General features: G+C 70.1%; 18 protein-coding genes and 1 riboswitch. Of the genes, 10 read left to right on the top strand and 8 right to left on the bottom strand.

Annotated features, from left to right (window positions below; genetic code table 11):
• Window positions 1-36 precede the first annotated feature (36 nt).
• Complete coding sequence (locus BBK82_RS11955) at window positions 37-456, top strand: SRPBCC domain-containing protein (RefSeq protein ID WP_170067904.1); 420 nt, start codon at window positions 37-39, stop codon at window positions 454-456.
• A 10-nt stretch (window positions 457-466) separates the two neighbouring features.
• The gene (locus BBK82_RS11960) at window positions 467-1,045 is read left to right on the top strand and encodes a GNAT family N-acetyltransferase (protein ID WP_065915075.1); all 579 of its coding nucleotides are present in this window, start codon (window positions 467-469) and stop codon (window positions 1,043-1,045) included.
• A gap of 4 nt (window positions 1,046-1,049) precedes the next feature.
• On the opposite strand, the gene BBK82_RS11965 is transcribed toward BBK82_RS11960, so the two are convergent.
• The 4 genes from BBK82_RS11965 to BBK82_RS11980 form a co-directional block, all read right to left on the bottom strand.
• Entirely contained in the window at window positions 1,050-1,493 is a 444-nt protein-coding gene (locus BBK82_RS11965) for a MarR family winged helix-turn-helix transcriptional regulator (protein WP_237048146.1), read from the bottom strand.
• Window positions 1,494-1,600: 107 nt separating this feature from the next.
• Window positions 1,601-2,356: a thiazole synthase gene (thiG, locus tag BBK82_RS11970; RefSeq protein ID WP_065915076.1), complete on the bottom strand. Its 756-nt coding sequence runs from the start codon at window positions 2,354-2,356 to the stop codon at window positions 1,601-1,603.
• Window position 2,357: 1 nt separating this feature from the next.
• The gene (gene thiS, locus BBK82_RS11975; protein ID WP_065915077.1) at window positions 2,358-2,558 is read right to left on the bottom strand and encodes a sulfur carrier protein ThiS; all 201 of its coding nucleotides are present in this window, start codon (window positions 2,556-2,558) and stop codon (window positions 2,358-2,360) included.
• Window positions 2,555-3,499, bottom strand: coding sequence for an FAD-dependent oxidoreductase (locus tag BBK82_RS11980; RefSeq protein ID WP_335618117.1), 945 nt, complete (start codon window positions 3,497-3,499; stop codon window positions 2,555-2,557). The genes thiS and BBK82_RS11980 overlap by 4 nt, the downstream gene beginning before the upstream one ends.
• A 3-nt stretch (window positions 3,500-3,502) precedes the next feature.
• Window positions 3,503-3,614: riboswitch (TPP riboswitch) on the bottom strand.
• Between the two features lie 26 nt (window positions 3,615-3,640).
• On the opposite strand from BBK82_RS11980, the gene thiE reads away from it, so the two are divergent.
• The 3 genes from thiE to BBK82_RS11995 all read left to right on the top strand — a co-directional run bounded on the left by thiE (window position 3,641) and on the right by BBK82_RS11995 (window position 5,971).
• Window positions 3,641-4,279 (top strand): thiamine phosphate synthase, encoded by a 639-nt coding sequence (thiE, locus tag BBK82_RS11985; RefSeq protein WP_065915079.1) that lies wholly within the window; start codon window positions 3,641-3,643, stop codon window positions 4,277-4,279.
• A 31-nt stretch (window positions 4,280-4,310) separates the two neighbouring features.
• The gene (locus tag BBK82_RS11990; protein WP_071812586.1) at window positions 4,311-5,072 is read left to right on the top strand and encodes a dioxygenase family protein; all 762 of its coding nucleotides are present in this window, start codon (window positions 4,311-4,313) and stop codon (window positions 5,070-5,072) included.
• A 239-nt stretch (window positions 5,073-5,311) separates the two neighbouring features.
• The gene (locus tag BBK82_RS11995; protein WP_065915081.1) at window positions 5,312-5,971 is read left to right on the top strand and encodes an alcohol dehydrogenase catalytic domain-containing protein; all 660 of its coding nucleotides are present in this window, start codon (window positions 5,312-5,314) and stop codon (window positions 5,969-5,971) included.
• Between the two features lie 52 nt (window positions 5,972-6,023).
• On the opposite strand, the gene BBK82_RS12000 is transcribed toward BBK82_RS11995, so the two are convergent.
• Both BBK82_RS12000 and BBK82_RS12005 read right to left on the bottom strand, forming a co-directional pair.
• Window positions 6,024-6,977, bottom strand: coding sequence for a S1 family peptidase (locus BBK82_RS12000; RefSeq protein ID WP_335618079.1), 954 nt, complete (start codon window positions 6,975-6,977; stop codon window positions 6,024-6,026).
• A 560-nt stretch (window positions 6,978-7,537) separates the two neighbouring features.
• A complete protein-coding gene (locus tag BBK82_RS12005; RefSeq protein ID WP_065915082.1) occupies window positions 7,538-8,044 on the bottom strand; it encodes a hypothetical protein in 507 nt (168 codons plus the stop codon).
• Window positions 8,045-8,107: 63 nt separating this feature from the next.
• Here BBK82_RS12005 and BBK82_RS12010 point away from each other — a divergent pair, with 63 nt between their 5' ends.
• Window positions 8,108-9,037, top strand: coding sequence for a threonine ammonia-lyase (locus BBK82_RS12010; protein WP_065915083.1), 930 nt, complete (start codon window positions 8,108-8,110; stop codon window positions 9,035-9,037).
• Entirely contained in the window at window positions 9,034-9,942 is a 909-nt protein-coding gene (locus tag BBK82_RS12015; protein WP_065915084.1) for a threonine ammonia-lyase, read from the top strand. Before BBK82_RS12010 ends, BBK82_RS12015 begins: the two co-directional genes overlap by 4 nt.
• Here the strand turns inward: BBK82_RS12015 and BBK82_RS12020 are convergent.
• Together BBK82_RS12020 and BBK82_RS12025 are read right to left on the bottom strand one after the other, a co-directional pair.
• Entirely contained in the window at window positions 9,916-11,376 is a 1,461-nt protein-coding gene (locus tag BBK82_RS12020; protein ID WP_065915085.1) for an MFS transporter, read from the bottom strand. The genes BBK82_RS12015 and BBK82_RS12020 overlap by 27 nt on opposite strands.
• A gap of 10 nt (window positions 11,377-11,386) precedes the next feature.
• The gene (locus BBK82_RS12025; protein ID WP_065921001.1) at window positions 11,387-12,142 is read right to left on the bottom strand and encodes a GntR family transcriptional regulator; all 756 of its coding nucleotides are present in this window, start codon (window positions 12,140-12,142) and stop codon (window positions 11,387-11,389) included.
• Window positions 12,143-12,363: 221 nt separating this feature from the next.
• Between BBK82_RS12025 and BBK82_RS12030 the strand changes: the two genes are divergently transcribed.
• The 3 genes from BBK82_RS12030 to BBK82_RS12040 are packed head-to-tail and all read left to right on the top strand — an operon-like array spanning window position 12,364 to window position 15,462.
• The gene (locus BBK82_RS12030) at window positions 12,364-13,638 is read left to right on the top strand and encodes a sugar ABC transporter substrate-binding protein (RefSeq protein ID WP_065915086.1); all 1,275 of its coding nucleotides are present in this window, start codon (window positions 12,364-12,366) and stop codon (window positions 13,636-13,638) included.
• A gap of 10 nt (window positions 13,639-13,648) precedes the next feature.
• Window positions 13,649-14,644, top strand: coding sequence for a carbohydrate ABC transporter permease (locus BBK82_RS12035; RefSeq protein ID WP_065915087.1), 996 nt, complete (start codon window positions 13,649-13,651; stop codon window positions 14,642-14,644).
• Entirely contained in the window at window positions 14,644-15,462 is an 819-nt protein-coding gene (locus BBK82_RS12040) for a carbohydrate ABC transporter permease (protein WP_065915088.1), read from the top strand. The genes BBK82_RS12035 and BBK82_RS12040 overlap by 1 nt, the downstream gene beginning before the upstream one ends.
• Window positions 15,463-15,465 lie beyond the last annotated feature (3 nt).

Here is a 15,465-nt window from a genome sequence, read left to right on the forward strand (position 1 = left end):
AAAAAGAGTAGCGCGCGCTCATTATGCTGCATGGTCATGCAGGAAAATGAGATCAGGACGTCGTTGGTCATCCCCGCGCCGGTGGAGGACGTGTGGAAGGTGCTGGTGGACTTCGCGGGCTATGCCGCGTGGAACCCCGTCATGGAGTACGTGCAGGTGGACGGGGTTCGGACGCGGGTGGTGGCGGCGAAGGGCACGCCGTTCGAGCGCGAGTTCGAGGGGGAGCTGGTGTCGGTCGAGCCGTACGCCGTGTCGTCCCAGGGCGGTGATCCGGAGACGTTCTTCGGGCGTCACCGCTGGGAGCTCACGGCGGTCGAGGGCGGCACGCGGCTGGTGAACGCCGAGGAGTTCAGCGGGGTGATGGCCACCGACGTGCTGGCGCAGACGCGTGAGGTGCTGGTGGCGGAGTTCGACGCGTTCAACCAGGCGCTGGCGCAGGTCGTCACCACTCGCTGATCATGGTGCGGTGCCCCTGACCGTGGATCCCACCCGGCCCGCCGGGTCGTTGCGCGCTCTCGACCAACCGCGGCTGACCGGTGACCGGCTGGTGTTGCGGCCGTGGCAGGACGCCGATGCCGCCGCCGTGCTGGCGGCCTTCTCCTGTCCCGACATCCAGTGGTGGCACATCCGGCGGATGGACACGCTCGACGAGGCTCGCGAGTGGATCGCGGACTGGGCGACGCGGTGGGACGGCGAGAAGGACTCCAGCTGGGCGGTGGTCGACGACACCGGCCGGGTCGTCGGTCAGGTCGGCCTGCGCGCGGTCTCGCTGTTCGAGGGGTCGGCGGCGTTGTCGTACTGGGTGCTGCCCGAGGCCCGCGGCGCCGAGGTGGCGGTGCGGGCCGCCAGGACGTTGACCCGCTGGGTCTTCGACGTCCTGCGCCTGCACCGGGTCGCGCTGGAGCACTCGACGGCCAACGCGGCGTCGTGCCGGGTCGCGACCAAGCTCGGGTTCGCCGTCGAGGACACGCTGCGGGGCTCGGCGCGACAGGCGGACGGCTGGCACGACATGCACCAGCACGCCCTGCTGCGCACCGACGGGTGAGGACCTACTTCGACTCTTCGCCGACCAGGGTTTCCAACGCGTCCAAGGCGTTCACCAAAGCCGAGACGTGTTCGGGCGTGAGCTGTTCGATGCGGCGCTGCAGCTCACGCACCCGCGCGGAACGCACGCCGGACACCATGGTCTCGCCCTCGGGCGTGGGGGTGGCGAGCCAGGCGCGGCCGTCCTGCGGGTCGGGTTCGCGCTTCACGTAACCCGCCTCGACGAGGGCGGCGACGATGCGGGACAGCGTCGGAGGGGCCACGCCCTCCTTGGTGGCGAGGTCGCCCAGGCGCATGGGGCCGCAGCGGGCGAGCGTCGCCAGCGCGGAGACCGCGCCGGGGCCGAGTCCGGGGGAACCGGTGCGTCGCAGCAACCGGGCCAGCCGGCCGATCGCCAGGTACAGGCGCGCGGTCGCGTCCTCGACCTCGGCGTCAATGGGGGCCGTCACGACGTCTAGTCCTCCTCGGGAACAGGCAATGGTCCATCTTCCCCCAACACGTGTGCACCCAAGGTAGCGGCTCCACCTCGGCAAGATCTGGCAAAGGGACGGAACGGTCACAGTCCAGGTGACGAGGCCTGGGCCCAGAAGCGCTGCGGGATGCGGCCTGCCAGCTTCGCGAGCCGGCCGCCTTCCACCGCACAACGCATCGCGGCGCCCATCAGTTCCGGGTTGTCGGCGCGGGTCACGGCGGTCGCGAGCAGAACGGCCGAACAGCCGAGCTCCATGGCCAACGCGGCGTCCGAGGCCGTGCCGATGCCCGCGTCGAGCACGACCGGGACCGTCGCGCGGGCGGTGATGAGCTCGATGTTGTGCGGGTTGCGGATGCCGAGGCCGGTGCCGATCGGCGACCCCAGCGGCATCACGGTCGCGCAGCCGATGTCCTGCAGCTTCAGCGCCAGCACCGGGTCGTCGTTGGTGTAGGGCAGGACCACGAAGCCGTCGTTGACGAGGCGTTCGGCGGCGTCGAGGAGCTCGACCGGGTCGGGCAGCAGGGTCTCCTCGTCGTGGACGACCTCCAGCTTGACCCAGTTCGTCTCCAGGGCCTCGCGGGCGAGCTGCGCGGTGAGCACGGCCTCGGCCGACGTGCGGCAGCCCGCGGTGTTGGGCAGGACCTCGATGCCCAGGCGCCGCAACAACTCCAGCACGCCGGTCTGGCCGGCGGCGTCGACCCGGCGCATGGCCACGGTGGTGAGCTCGGTGCCGGACGCGACCAGCGCGCGTTCGAGCACCGAGAGGTTGGCTGCACCGCCGGTGCCGGTGATGAGCCGGGAGCGGAACTCCTTGCCCGCGATGATGAGCGGATCGTCCACGTCAGCCTCCCTGGACCGCGGTCAGCACTTCGACCACGCCGCCGTCCGGCACGATCGTCTTCTCCCACAACGCCTTCGGCACCACGGCACCGTCGAGCGCGACGGCCACGCCCTGCGCGGGCGCACCCACCAGCGCCACCACGGCGGCGACCGACGTGCCGTCGGCCAGGTCCCGGAATGTGCCGTTGACCTTTGCTTTCACGACGTTCCTCCTTCGAGCAGCCGCAGCACCTCGCGCGCCGTGTGCGGCGCCAGCAGCAGACCGTTGCGGTGGTGACCGGTCGCGGCGATGACACCGGGTTCGAGCTCGCGCACGACGGGGACGTTGTCCGGGCTGCCCGCGCGGAACCCGACGGCGGCCTCGGTCAGCGCGTACTCGGCGAGACCCGGCAGCACGACCTCCGCATCTCGCAGGAGGTCCCGCACACCCGCCACGGTCACGTCGGTGTCGAAACCGGCCTCGTACTGGGTGGCGCCGACGACCACGCCGTCCGTGCGCGGCACCAGGTAGACGGCACGGCCCTGGACCAGCGCGCGGATCGTGTGCCGGGGTGGCGGCAACGCGCCGGGGCGGTGGGTGAGCCGCAGGATCTCGCCCTTGACCGGCCGGATGACGTCCCTCAGCGCCGGGTGCAGCCCCGCGCTCCACGCCCCGGCCGCAATCACCCGCACCCGTCCGTCCACATCGGACTGAACACCGGCCTCGACGCACGCCTTCCACAGTGCGGAAAGCAGGAGTCGGTTGTCCACGGCGAGGTCGCTCGTGCGCACCCCACCGCGCACGGCCGGGCCCAGCGACGGTTCGAAGGCGCGGACCTCGCGCGAGGTCAGCAACTCCCCCGCGTGCCGCAGGTCGGTCAGATCGCCCGGCGACGTGCCGACCGCCAGCGTGCCGGCGGTGAACAGCTCCACGCCGATCGACGCGGCGAACTCCGGCCACATCGCCAGCGCCTCGACCCCCTGCGCCACCACGGCTTCCTCACCGGGCCAGGCCTCGGTCAACGGCGCGAGCATGCCGCCCGCCACCCGTGAACCGGCGTGCGGCGAACCGAGGTCGGACACCGAGACCGAGTAGCCGGCCCGTGCCGCGAACAGCGCGACGGACAGGCCGATGACACCGCCACCCAGGACGGTCACTTCCACAGTGCTCAAGGCATTCACGCTCCCTGCGCCGGCATGACCCGGATCAGGTTCGACGGTCGGAGCGAACCACGCTCCCTCTCAGCCCGGTCTTCTCCAGGCTCCCGTGCGGACCGCCTTCAACATAACGGTTAACGTGCGTGCGTGCCAGGACTCGACGGAAACCTGATCAGGCAACGACTCGCCGACGCGACGCTGTACCTCTGCACCCCGAACCGGCCTGATCTGGCCGAGTTCGCGGACGCCGCCCTCGCCGGCGGCGTCGACATCATCCAGCTGCGGGACAAGTCACTCGAAGCGAAGCAGGAGATCGAGGCGCTCGAGGTCCTAGCCGAGGTCACCGCACGCCACGGCAGGCTGCTCGCCGTCAACGACCGCGCGGACATCGCGCACGCCGTGGACGCCGACGTGCTGCACCTCGGGCAGGACGACCTGCCGGTGCCACTGGCCCGCCGGATCGTCGGCGACGACGTGGTGATCGGCCGGTCCACCCACGACCTCGACCAGATGACGGCGGCCGCGGAAGAGCCCGGCGTGGACTACTTCTGCACCGGCCCGTGCTGGCCGACGCCGACCAAGCCCGGTCGCCCGGCGCCAGGACTCGATCTGGTCCGGGCCACGAGGTCGGACCGGCCGTGGTTCGCGATCGGTGGCATCGACCTGGCCAACCTGCACGAGGTCAAGGCCGCCGGAGCCACCCGCGTGGTCGTGGTGAGGGCCATCACGGACGCCGATGACCCGCGCGCCGCCGCTGAATCGTTCAAAGTTGAACTTAGTCGTTGAAATTTGAACAAACCGGCGTACGCTCGACCCCGTGAGCGCACCAGTGCTGTACCTGAGCCACGGGGCACCCCCGCTGGCCGATGACGCCACGTGGACCAGAGAGCTGAAGGACTGGTCCGCCACACTCCCGCGCCCGGAGGCCGTGCTCATGGTCTCCGCGCACTGGGAGGAGGCGCCGACGACGATCGGCGCGACCGAGACCGTGCCGCTGGTCTACGACTTCTGGGGCTTCCCGCAGCGCTACTACCAGGTCACCTACGAGGCACCGGGCGCTCCCGAACTGGCGCAGGACGTGCGCAAGCTGCTGGGCGGGCACGTGGAGCAGGACGAGCAGCGCGGCCTCGACCACGGCGCCTACGTGCCGCTGAAGGAGATGTTCCCGGACGCGGACGTGCCGGTGCTGCAGATGTCGCTGCCCACGCTCGACCCGCGCGAGCTGCACGCGATCGGCCGCAAGCTCGCGCCGTTGCGGGACAGGAACGTCCTGATCGTCGGCAGCGGGTTCATGACGCACAACCTGAGCTGCGTGAACTTCCCGGCCGGACCGGACTACGAGCCGCCGTCGTGGTCGAAGGAGTTCGACGACTGGGCCCACCGGCAGCTGGCGGCCGGCGACGTGGACGCGTTGCTGGACTTCCAGGTGAAGGCACCCGCCGCCGGGATCGCGCACCCGCGGACCGAGCACTTCGCGCCGCTGTTCGTGGCACTGGGGGCCGCGAGCGACGAGAAAGCCCGCACCAGCGTCGAAGGCTTCTGGTACGGGCTCTCGAAAAGATCAGTTCAGTTCAGCTGAGCCTTCCAGGAACAGGGTGGCGAGCCGCTGCGCGACGGCGGGCGTCCCGTTGCGGACGCCCCCGCTCGCCGTCAGCAGCAGCACCATGTCGTCGACCGAGAAGTCGGCGCGCAGCCGTCCCGCCGCCTTCGCCCGGCGCGAACCCGCGGTCGAGCACGTGGATCCGGCAGATCTCCGCCACGGTCCAGCGGAACCCCTCCCAGGGGTCCTGGTGCGCCAGCCCCTCGTCGACCGCGGCCGTGCAGGCGGCCATCTGTGCCGAGAATGCGGAACCCCACGCGGGCACCGGACAGATCCGCGTCGCCGTGCGCGCCTCCGGAGTCACCCCGGGAGACACCTGTCTGCGCTCCGGGCGGTTCGGCGCGCAGGTGCCGCTGCCGCACGTGCCCGGCGTGGACGCGGCCGGTGTCGTCGACGAGGTCGGCGACGGGGTGACCGGCGTGGGCGTGGGCGACGAGGTGTTCGGGATGGTCGACCTGGCACGGCTCGGCGGCGCCAACGCCGAGCACGCGGTCCTCGCGGTGTGGGCGGCCAAGCCGGCGGCTGAGCTGGAGCAGGCCGGCGCGGCGGCCAACGTCGAGACCGCCACCAGGGCGCTGGACCTGCTCGGGGTGCGCGACGGGACGACGGTGCTGGTCGCAGGCGCGGCGGGCGGGGTCGGGACGGTCGCCGTGCAGCTGGCGGCGGCACGCGGCGCGAAGGTGATCGGCACCGCCGGACCGGCGACCCAGGACTTCGTCGCCTCACTGGGTGCGATCCCGGTCGTGTACGGCGACGGACTGGCGGAACGAGGAGCGTTCACCGTTCCGCTCGCCGAGGTCTTCCCGCTCGCCCGCGCGGCCGACGCGCACAGGCTGAGCGAGACCGGGCACGCCCACGGCAAGATCGTGCTCGTCTGAGGAACGCGAAAGCGCCGCGACACCGGAGTGCCGCGGCGCCTTCAGAGGAGTTCTAGCCGACCGTCAGGCGCAGGCCGTAGGCGGACAGGATCTCGTTGACCGGCTGGTAGTACGTGGTGCCACCGGAGGAGCAGTTGCCGGAACCGCCGGAGGTCACGCCCTGGGCCTGGCCGAAGCCGGTGCCCGCCACCCACGAACCACCGGAGTCACCCGGCTCCGCACAGGCGTTGGTGCGGGTGAGACCCGACACCGTGCCCTGCGGGTAGCGCACCGACTGGTTGTGCGCCTGGACGGTGCCGCAGCGCCAGCCGGTGGTGGAACCCGAGCGGCAGATCGACGCGCCGACCGCGGCAGCCTGGGAGCCGCGCACCGTCACGTTGGTGCCGTTGTAGCGGTTCACCCACGGACGCGGGGTCCAGTTGGAGTTCGTCCGCACCCAGGCGTAGTCGTTGCCCGGGAAGGACGAGCCGGCGAACGTGCCCTGGGCGACCCGGTTGAAGCCGGAGACGCTGGTGCCGGTGGTGCCGCAGTGGCCCGCCGTCACGTAGCCGCCGGAGACCGAGAAGCCGAGCGAGCAGCGGCCGCCGCCGCTCATGTAGATCGCGTCGCCACCGCGCAGGTCGTACAGCGGCTTCGCGTTCTCGGTCACCTCTTCGACCGCGACGGCCGGGTTGAGGGACTTCGCGGTGGCGATGAACTGCTCCGCCGCGGCGTCCCTGGTGTTCTTGTTGACCTCGATCACGACGCTGTTCGACTTCTCGTCGACACGCCAGCTGGCGATCGACTCAGGAGCGTTCATCAGGTCGAGCACCGACTTGGTGCCGTTGAGCTTGGTGAGCGAGTTCGCGACGACCTTGGTGTCCGCGCCGGTCACGGAGAGTCCCGGCTTGGTCACGGCGACGGTCAGTCTGCCGGTCGACTGCTCGATCCAGGCTCCGCCGAACGCGTCGCCCAGAGAGGCCTTCGCCTGCTCCGCGATTTCGCTCGACTTGAGGTCAGAGGCCAACCGGACGCGTGCCTGGTCAGCGTTCAGGCCCAAATCACGCTCGACCGCTTGGAGCAACTCGGCCGGGTAGCTCTCCGTATCGGAACCAGTTCCGCCGACTGGCGCGGCAGGCGCACCAAACGCCGGTACGCTGAGAGCAGTCACGACTCCGGTGGCGAGCAACAGGGCACCGGTAACACGGGCCGCACTCGTGCGGTTCATCAACGTCTCCCTCACTTTCGGGTGCAGGGGAACCCGAGAGATTGGTTGCAGGGACCTCTCTCGGGGGCTCTAGGGGGACGGGTGGTGGGGCGGCGGCAGGGGTCGCCCCACCCCTCCCAATCCCGTCCGTGTGACACGGGCGCCGCGCTCCAGTGGTGTGGCCACGAGCCTCATGCGCCCTCCTCTTCGCTCTGTTCCGTCTCTTTCGGAGCTAATCTTTCGCCCGATCGAGTGACGTTACGGGTCTGTTATCTATTACGCCCAAACCCGACTGTGGACGAAGTGTGTCACAGCTCACGACAGATCAACTGCGGTGCGTAGCAATTGACAGTTAACTATCGCTCAAAGTAGTGACGTGATCACCGAATGGGGTCGGCGCTGGAGGGAGGCGTCGAGCTGTCGGCCGGCTGCCGGTTCTCTGTCGTCGTGGTGGTCGGCGCAGTGGGCGTGGTGCTTTCGGCCGACGACTGTCCGGGCGCGCCCGGCGGGGGCGTGACGGTGATCGTCTCGGTGGCCGGCGGCGTGCTGGTTTCCGTGCGGGTGACCGTTTTCCGCGGCTCTGAGGTCTCCGCCTGCTCCGCCGGACCGGCGCCGCTCGGGTTGCCCGTGACGAGGTGGACGCTCGTGACGGCGAGGACCGCGACGACGAACGCGAGCAAGCCGCCGACGGCGACGACCTGCCAGCGCTTCTCGCGCTCCATCGACCGTTGGTAGAGCACGGCGCCCACGGTGGTGACGACACTCGCGAGGACCGCGCCGATGATCGTGCCGACCACGTTCAGGCGCAGGCTCAGCACGGCCGCGGTGACGGCGGCGAGCACGCTCGCGGCGAGCTTGACGGGGGTGATCTTCTCCTTATCAGCCATGACACACGTAGGACGTTGGGCACAGTTCACCGGTTGTGACCCCGTGACGTGCATCATCGACACATGCGCCTGGTGACCATCGAGGACGTCCGCGCGGCCGCCGCCGCGATCGCCCCGCACGTCGTGCGAACTCCGTTGCTGCCCTTCGACTCCACGTTGTGGATCAAGCCGGAGAACCTGCAGCCGATCGGCGCGTTCAAACAGCGCGGCGCGGTGAACGCGTTGTCCCGCATACCTTCCGCGGACCGCGAGCGCGGTGTCGTGGCGTACTCGAGCGGCAACCACGCGCAGGCGGTGGCGTACGCGGCCAAGATGCTCGGCATGCGGGCGGCGATCGTCGTGCCGGAGAACACGCCGCAGCTCAAGATCGACGCGACGCGCGCGCACGGTGCCGAGGTGTTCGTCGTCGGCATCACCGAGCGCGAGTCGCGCGCGGCCGAGCTGGTGCAGGAGCGCGGGGCGACGTTGATCCCGCCGTTCGACCACTTCGACGTGATCGCCGGGCAGGGCACGGTCGGCCTGGAGATCTGCGCCGATCTTCCTGACGTGACGGCGGTTCTGGTGCCGGTCAGCGGCGGCGGGCTGATCTCCGGCGTCGCCGTGGCGGTGAAGGCGTTGTGCCCCAACGCCCGCGTGATCGGGGTCGAACCGGAGCTGGCCGGTGACGCCGCGGCGTCGTTGCGCGCCGGTGAGCTGGTGCGGTGGGACGCGCACGACCGCGCCCGCACGTCGGCGGACGGCCTGCGCGCCGAGCCGTCGGAGCTGACCTTCGCGCACATCAAGGAGTACGTGGACGACATCGTCACGGTGTCGGAGGACGAGATCTTCGACGCCGTGCGGCAGATCGCGCGGCGCACCAGGACGGTGGCCGAACCGTCCGGTGCCACGGTCGTCGCGGCGCACCTGAACCGGTCGCTGCCGGAGGGCAAGACGGTCGCGGTGGTCTCCGGTGGAAACCTGGAACCGTCGCTGCTCGCGTCGATCCTCGGATGATCGCGCTCCCAGACGTCCAGGCGGCGGCACGGGTGATCGCCCCGCACGTGGTGCGCACGCCCCTGCTGCCGTTCGGGTCCGGATGGCTCAAGCCCGAGTCGTTGCAGCCGATCGGCGCCTTCAAGCTGCGCGGTGCGCTCAACGCGCTGGCACGTGTGGAGGACCCGTCGCGCGGCGTGGTGGCGTACTCCAGCGGCAACCACGCCCAGGCCGTCGCCTACGCCGCGCGGTTGCACGGGGTGCCGTCGGCGATCGTGATGCCGTCGAACACGCCCGAGGTGAAGGTCGAGGCCACCCGTGCGCTGGGTGCCGAGGTGTTCATCGTCGGGATCACCGAGCGGGTGCAGCGGGCGCAGGAGCTCGTCGCCGAACGCGGCGCGGTGCTGATCCCGCCGTTCGACCACCCCGACGTGATCGCCGGGCAGGGCACGATCGGCCTGGAGGTCCTGGCCGACCTGCCGTCGGTCGAGACGGTCGTGGTGCCGATGTCCGGCGGCGGGCTGATCTCCGGAGTGGCCACCGCGATCAAGTCGATCAAGCCGGACGTGCGGGTGGTCGGCGCGGAGCCCGAGCTGGCCGGGGACATCGCGGCGTCGGTGCGGGCGGGTGAGCTGGTGCGGTGGGACCCCGTGGACCGCGCCAGGACGGTCGCCGACGCGTTGCGGGACGAGCCCTCGGAGCTGACGTGGGCGCACATCAGCGCCTACGTCGACGACGTGGTCACCGTGACCGAGGAGGAGATCCTCGGCGCGGTGGCGGCGCTGGCACGGCAGGCCCGGCTCGTCGTCGAGCCGAGCGGAGCGGTCGCCGTCGCGGCCCAGGCCAAGCTGGGTGGCGGTGGTGTCGCCGTCGTGTCCGGCGGCAACATCGACCCCGCGCTACTGGTGCGCCTTCTCGCCGGCTGAGCGGATGTGCGTGGGCGGGCCCTCGACACCGCAGTGCAGGCAGTCGCCGGGGTGCGGGTTGTCCGGCTGCTCGTGGTCGGTCGCCAGCACCCGGTTGTCGACGCCGAACGCCAGCACGCCGCCGATGATCGCCGCCACCGCGCACAGCACGAGCGCCATCCGCCAGCCGGACGTCATCACCGCCGGGTTCGTGTAGTCGTCGCCCATGAGCCCGACGGCGGCCGGCAGCACGGCCATCGCGAGCAGGCTGCCGGTGCGCGCCACGGCGTTGTTGACGCCCGACGCGACACCCGCGTGATGATCGGGTGCCGAGGCCAGCACGGTCGCGGTGACCGGTGCGACGACCGCGGCCAGGCCGAGGCCGAACACCAGCACGCCCGGCAGCACGCCGGTCAGGTAGCTCGCGCCTGGCTCGGCGTTCCTGAGCAGCAGCATGCCGGCACCCACCACGATCGGGCCGGCGACCAGCTGCAGGCGCGGGCCGTACCGCTGGGCGATCCGGCCCGAGGTCGAGGACGCCAGCAGCATGATGATCGTGATCGGCACGCTGGCCAGGCCCGACGCCGTCGGCGAGTAGCCCAGCGAGACCTGCAGCTGCAGCACGAGCAGCACCATCACGCCGCCCAGTGCCGCGTACACCAGGAACGTCAGCAGGTTCGCGACCAGGAACGTGCGGTCGCGGAACAGCGCCGGCGGCACCAGCGGATCGGGCGAGCGGACCTGAACCACGCCGAACGCGATCATCGCGGCCGCGCCGAGCGCCGCCACCAGGTACGACTGCTCGACCAGGCCGCCGGTCAGCAGCGCCAGGCCCGCCGCCCCGACCAGCGCGGACAGGTAGTTGGGGTGACCCGCGGTCTCGTCCCGCGACTCCGGCACCGACCGCAGCGCGAGCCACACGCACAGGGCCGCGACCGGCAGGTTCACCAGGAACGCGAGCCGCCACGACCAGGCCTGCACCAGCAGCCCGCCGACGAACGGCCCGATCGCGGTGGCCACGCCGGACAGCCCCGACCAGGCGCCGATCGCCCGCGACCGGTCCTCGCGGTTGAACGACGACTGCAGGATGGCGAGCGCTCCCGGCGTCAGCAGCGCCGCGCCCACGCCCTGCAGCACCCGTGCCGCGACCAGCACCGGGACGTTCCACGCGACGCCGCACAGCAGCGAGGCGAGACCGAACCAGACCACGCCGGCGATGTAGACGCGGCGGCGGCCGAACCGGTCGCCCAGCGAGCCCGCGACCAGGATCAGCGAGGCCAGCGCCAGCATGTAGCCGTTGAGGATCCACTGCAGGTCGGTGACCGACGCGCTGAACTCCGCGCCGATGCGGGGCAGGGCGACGTTGACGATCGTGCCGTCGAGCATCGCCATGCCCGAGCCGAGGATCGTCGTGGCGAGCACCGCGCGGGCCCGCGGTGTGCCCCAGGCGATCATCCGCGGCCGATCAAGACGGCCTGTTCAGCGTGGCCACGAACTTGTAGCGGTCGCCCCGGTAGACCGAGCGCACCCACTCGATCGGGTTGCCCTCGGTGTCGAACGAGTGCCGCGAGAGCAGCAGCATCGGCAGGCCGATGTCGGCGCCGAGCAGCTCGGCCTCCTCCGGCGAGGCGAGCGCGGTCTCGATGGTCTCCTCGGCGTGGCCCATCTCGACGCCGAACCGCTCGGACAGCACCTGGTACAGCGAGGCACCGGGCGCCAGGTAGCGGCGCAGACCGCGGAACCGGCCGAGCGCGAGGTGGGTCGTCTCGATCGCCATCGGCTCGTCGTCGGCGAGGCGCAGGCGGTGCAGGCGCAGCACCTTGGCACCGGGCCGCACGCCCAGGTAGCGGGCGAGCTCCGCCTCCGCGGGCATCTCCGAGGCCTCGATCAGCTTCGACGACGGCACGCGGCCCTGGGCGCGCATGTCCTCTGTGTACGAAGACAGCTGCAACCTCTGGGCGACCTTGGGCTCGGCCGCGAAGGTGCCCTTGCCCTGCACCCGGAGCAGCCTGCCCTCCACCGTCAGCTCGGCGAGCGCCTGGCGGACGGTGGTCCTGGAGACGTCGAACTCCGCGGCGAGCGACCGTTCCGTGGGGATCGGCGAACCAGGCGGCAGCGCCCTCAACAGGTCGAGCAGGTGCCGCTTGAGACCCCAGTACTTGGGTTCGCGTTGCGCCCGCGTCCTGGCGTCCACGCCTGATGCAGGCGTCGTCTCCAGCATGGCCTCCTCCTCGCACTCCATGTCACGCTCCACAAGGATGCCTTGTCCGGGTCCTTTCGTGCGTTCGAACCCCCGCCATTCGACACAAAAAAGGTCCGAGGACTCCGCAACGCTTTGGCAACGCGCTTGACAGGAGCAGTGACGCGGCACACGCTGTTCCGCATTGGTCTACACCACTTGGACGTTCCGGCGAGGGCCGGGCTTGGTGAAAGGGCGCGACTGTGAAGGGCTGGAGAGGACTCGCTGCTGGTGCCGCCGCACTGGCAGTGGCCGTGTCCGGATGTGGCACGAGCACGAACAGCGGTAGCAGCACGGAGACCAAAGAGATCACCGTGTGGCTCATGGACGGCTCCGCGCCGACGACCCTGACCGACGCCTTGAACAAGGAGTTCGAGAGCGCGAACGGCATCAAGGTCAAGTACGAGGTCCAGAAGTGGACCGGCATCCAGGAGAAGCTGACCACGGCACTGGCCAGCAGCACGCCCCCGGACGTCATCGAGCTCGGCAACACCCAGACGGCGAGCTTCGCCGACCAGGGCACGCTGGCCGACCTCACCGCGGACGCGAGCCAGTTCAACAGCGGTGAGTGGCTGGGCGGTCTCAAGGACTCGCTGACGCTCAACGGCAAGCAGTACGGTGTGCCGTTCTACGCGGCGAACCGCACCGTCATCTACCGCACGGACCTGTTCCAGGCGGCCGGCATCGCGAAGCCGCCGACGTCGCGTGCCGAGTGGATCGACGCGATCAACAAGCTGAAGGCCGCGAACGCGTCCAACCCGGACTTCCAGGCGCTGTACCTGCCCGGCCAGTCCTGGTACTTCCTGCTCTCGCTGATCTGGGACGAGGGCGGCGACGTCGCCAAGCAGGACGCCGGCAAGTGGACGAGCACGCTCGACTCCGCGCAGTCGAAGGCGGGCTTCGAGGCCTACAAGGCGCTCTACGACGCCTCGGCCGCCAAGAAGGTCCCGGCTGACATCGACGAGGCGAAGCCCCAGCAGATGGAGGTCTTCGGCACGGGCAACGTCGGCATGATGGTCGGCCTCCCGTGGGAGCTCGCCGGTGCCGTCAAGGCCAAGCCGGAGCTGAAGGACAAGATCTCGGCGTTCCCGATCCCGTCGAAGAAGGCCGGCGCTGCCGCTCCGGTGTTCCTCGGTGGCTCGAACCTCGCGATCCCGGCGTCCAGCAAGAACGCGGACGCGGCCAAGAAGTACCTGGCGCTGCTGTCGTCGAAGAAGTACCAGGACATGCTCGCCGAGGGTGGCGCCGTCCCCGGTACCTCGAAGGACACCGCGAAGCTCGCGACCAACGCGATCGGCAAGGCCATGGCGGAGTCGTCCCCCAACGGCAAGGTCACCCCGGTGACGCCGAAGTGGGCGGCCGTCGAGGCGGGCCAGAACCCGCTGAAGGACGCGCTCACCGCGTACCTGACCGGCGCGAAGTCGCTGGACCAGGCGACGAAGGACGCGAGCGACGCCGTCACCAAGGCCATGGGATAACCCAGCTGAGATGACGGCCGTCAAGACGACCGAAACGGCAGCGCCGGCCGGGAGCATCCCGCCGGCGCTGCCGCCTGCCGTGACGGGTGGCGCACGCAAGCGCCGCCGGGGCGGCGCCTTCGACCGGGCGCTGCCCTACCTGCTGCTGGCCCCCGCCCTCATCGCGATCCTCTGGCTGATCGGCTGGCCGGTCGTCTCGGTGTTCGTGACGAGCTTCCGCCAGCTCAACCTCGGTGAGCTGGTGCGCGGCGAGATCGTGTGGACCGGCCTCGACAACTACATGACCGTGCTGCAGGACGAGCGCTTCTGGGAAGTCTCGCTGCGGACCGTCGTGTTCACCGTGTCCGTCGTCGTGGCGTCGGTGGGCATGGGCCTCGGGATCGCGCTGCTGATGCGCGTGCTGACCCCGTGGGTGCGGATCGCGTTGCAGATCGCGATGCTGTGCGCGTGGGCGATGCCGATCCTCGCGTCCACCACGGTCTACCAGTGGATGTTCGACCAGAACTACGGCATCTTGAACAAGACGCTGGTGCAGCTCGGGTTCGACTCCTTCGCCGGGTACTCGTGGTTCTCCTCCGGCTCCTCGACGTTGTCCGTCGTCGGCCTGTTGATCGTGTGGCAGGCGATCCCCTTCCTCGCCTTCTCGCTCTACGCAGGGCTCGTCGGCATCCCCCGCGACCTCTACGAGGCCGCCGGCATCGACGGCGCGTCGGGCTGGCAGACGTTCCGCGCGGTGACGTGGCCGGAGATCCGGTCGCTGCTGCTGATGGTGACGTTCCTGTCGGTGCTGTGGGACTTCAAGGTGTTCGCGCAGATCTGGGTGTTCCGCGAGGGCGGGCCCAGCGGTGAGAGCACGACGCTGCCGGTGCTGCAGTACCTGGAGGGCATCGCGAAGAGCCACTTCGGCGTCGCGGCCGCGATCTCCGTGCTGATGATGGTCATCCTCGGCCTGATCACGTTCCAGTACCTGCGCAAGCTGCTGCAGACCGAGGAGGGCAAGATCTGATGCTCAAGAAGTCCGCAGCGAACGTCGTGGGCATCGTGCTCGCGCTGTTCTTCCTGTTCCCGACGTACTGGATGATCACGTCCGCGTTGAAGCCGAAGGGCTCGACGATCACGTCGGACTACGACCTGATCCCGTTCTCGGTGACGTTCTCGAACTTCGCCACGGCGTGGTCGAAGCCGGGCTTCCTGTCCTCGCTCGGCAACAGCCTGATGGTCACGCTGATCGCGGTGCTGGCGGCGATCATCGTCGGCATCACGGCGGCGGTGGCGATGTCGCGGTTCGCGTTCCGCGGCCGCAAGAGCTTCGTGCTGCTGATGCTGGTGGCGCAGATGGCGCCGTTCGAGGCGTTGCTGATCCCGATGTTCCTGATGATGCGGGACCTGCAGCTCTACGAACACCTGTCGTCGCTGGTGCTGGTGTACTTCGCCGTCACGCTGCCGTTCTGCGCGTGGACGTTGCGCGGGTTCGTCAACGGCATCCCGGTCGAGCTCGAAGAGGCCGCGATGGTCGACGGCTGCGGGCGCTGGGGTGCGTTCCAGAAGGTGACGCTGCCGCTGCTCGGGCCGGGTCTCGTGGCGACGTCGGTGTTCGCGTTCATCACGGCGTGGAACGAGTTCCTGTTCGCGAAGGTGCTGATCCGCAGCCAGGACCTGGAGACGCTCCCGGTGTGGCTGTCGGGCTTCCAGACCGCGTTCGGCACCGACTGGGGTGGCGCGATGGCCGCCTCGGTGCTGTTCACGGTGCCCGCACTGGTGTTCTTCCTCATCGTTCAGCGCAAGATGGTCGCCGGCGTCACCGCCGGTGCCGTGAAGGGATGACGC

The organism is Lentzea guizhouensis, assembly GCF_001701025.1.
GTDB lineage: Bacteria > Actinomycetota > Actinomycetes > Mycobacteriales > Pseudonocardiaceae > Lentzea > Lentzea guizhouensis.

Coding starts and splice junctions, on each gene's coding strand:
- BBK82_RS11955 (WP_170067904.1), top strand. CDS start 37: ATGCAGGAAAATGAGATCAGGACGTCGTTGGTCATCCCCGCGCCGGTG.
- BBK82_RS12005 (WP_065915082.1), bottom strand. CDS start 8,044: ATGGCTGATAAGGAGAAGATCACCCCCGTCAAGCTCGCCGCGAGCGTG.
- BBK82_RS12010 (WP_065915083.1), top strand. CDS start 8,108: ATGCGCCTGGTGACCATCGAGGACGTCCGCGCGGCCGCCGCCGCGATC.
- BBK82_RS12015 (WP_065915084.1), top strand. CDS start 9,034: ATGATCGCGCTCCCAGACGTCCAGGCGGCGGCACGGGTGATCGCCCCG.
- BBK82_RS12020 (WP_065915085.1), bottom strand. CDS start 11,376: ATGATCGCCTGGGGCACACCGCGGGCCCGCGCGGTGCTCGCCACGACG.
- BBK82_RS12025 (WP_065921001.1), bottom strand. CDS start 12,142: ATGCTGGAGACGACGCCTGCATCAGGCGTGGACGCCAGGACGCGGGCG.
- BBK82_RS12035 (WP_065915087.1), top strand. CDS start 13,649: ATGACGGCCGTCAAGACGACCGAAACGGCAGCGCCGGCCGGGAGCATC.
- BBK82_RS12040 (WP_065915088.1), top strand. CDS start 14,644: ATGCTCAAGAAGTCCGCAGCGAACGTCGTGGGCATCGTGCTCGCGCTG.